This window comes from Oleiphilus sp. HI0066 (assembly GCF_001635725.1).
In genome coordinates this window covers 1-1,213 of the sequence record NZ_LWFH01000243.1, presented here as the reverse complement: position 1 = coordinate 1,213, position 1,213 = coordinate 1, and the positions used below count along the sequence as shown (strand labels likewise).

The following is a 1,213-nucleotide window of genomic DNA, read 5'->3' as shown; positions in this document are numbered from 1 at the left end:
AATGCAAGTTTGACTTTGCGTGACGGTGATCAAGTAACACAAGGTGAGATCATTGCTCGTATTCCTCAGGAATCATCGAAGACGCGTGACATCACGGGTGGTCTACCGCGCGTAGCAGACTTGTTCGAAGCGCGTAAGCCAAAAGAATCGTCGATTCTTGCTGAGATTTCAGGTGTGGTTAGCTTTGGTAAAGAGACCAAGGGTAAGAAGCGTCTTGTTATAACACCTAAAGACGGATCTGATGCTTATGAAGCATTGATTCCAAAGCATCGTCAAATGAACGTGTTTGAAGGTGAAAGTGTAGAGAAGGGTGAGGTGATCTCTGATGGCCCATCAAATCCACACGACATTTTGCGTCTTCTAGGTGTTGTTGAGCTTGCTAAGTACATTACAAACGAAGTGCAAGACGTATACCGTCTGCAGGGCGTTGTGATTAACGATAAGCACATCGAAGTAATTGTTCGTCAGATGCTACGTAAAGTAGAAGTTACGCAATCAGGTGATACTGACTTGATCAAAGGTGATCAAGTTGAATACGTTCAATTCCTTGAAGAGAACGAAAAAGCTGATGCAAACGATAAGATGCCAGCACAATGTGAGCGTCAGTTGCTAGGTATTACTAAAGCGTCGCTTGCTACTGAGTCATTTATCTCAGCTGCATCGTTCCAGGAAACAACACGTGTACTTACTGAAGGTGCTGTGACTGGTAAACGTGACTTCTTACGAGGTCTTAAAGAGAACGTTGTTGTTGGTCGTCTTATCCCAGCTGGTACTGGTTTGGCATACCATGCTGAACGTAAGGCTAAGAAGACTAAAGGTTCTGGTTTAGAAGACGGCTTAGGTGTTTCTGCACAAGATGTTGTAGAGGCGCTAAGCGCAGAGCTAAACAAGGAAAATGACGCGCTATAAAGTGCGTCATAAATAGTGTTGTGGAATGTGGTTAAAAATAAACCAAATTTCTTGACACTATGCTGGGGCGTAATTAGACTTGCGCCCCTCGACTTGAGAGCACCCTATTTTAGGGTGGGAATTTGATAGATAAAATTGGAGTTTGCTTGCATGGCAACTATTAATCAGTTGGTGCGTAAGCCTAGAAAGCGTGTCGTCGCTAAAAGTGACGTTCCCGCGTTGCAGGCTTGTCCGCAGCGTCGTGGTGTTTGTACTCGTGTTTATACGACTACGCCTAAAAAGCCTAACTCGGCTTTGCGTAAAG

Annotated in this window: 2 pseudogenes; both read left to right on the top strand. The window is 44.5% G+C overall.

Going from position 1 to position 1,213, the window contains the following annotated elements:
• Positions 1-909, top strand: a pseudogene (locus A3738_RS03840) (DNA-directed RNA polymerase subunit beta'); the annotation flags it as partial.
• A 150-nt stretch (positions 910-1,059) separates the two neighbouring features.
• A pseudogene (gene rpsL / locus A3738_RS03835) lies at positions 1,060-1,213 on the top strand (30S ribosomal protein S12); the annotation flags it as partial.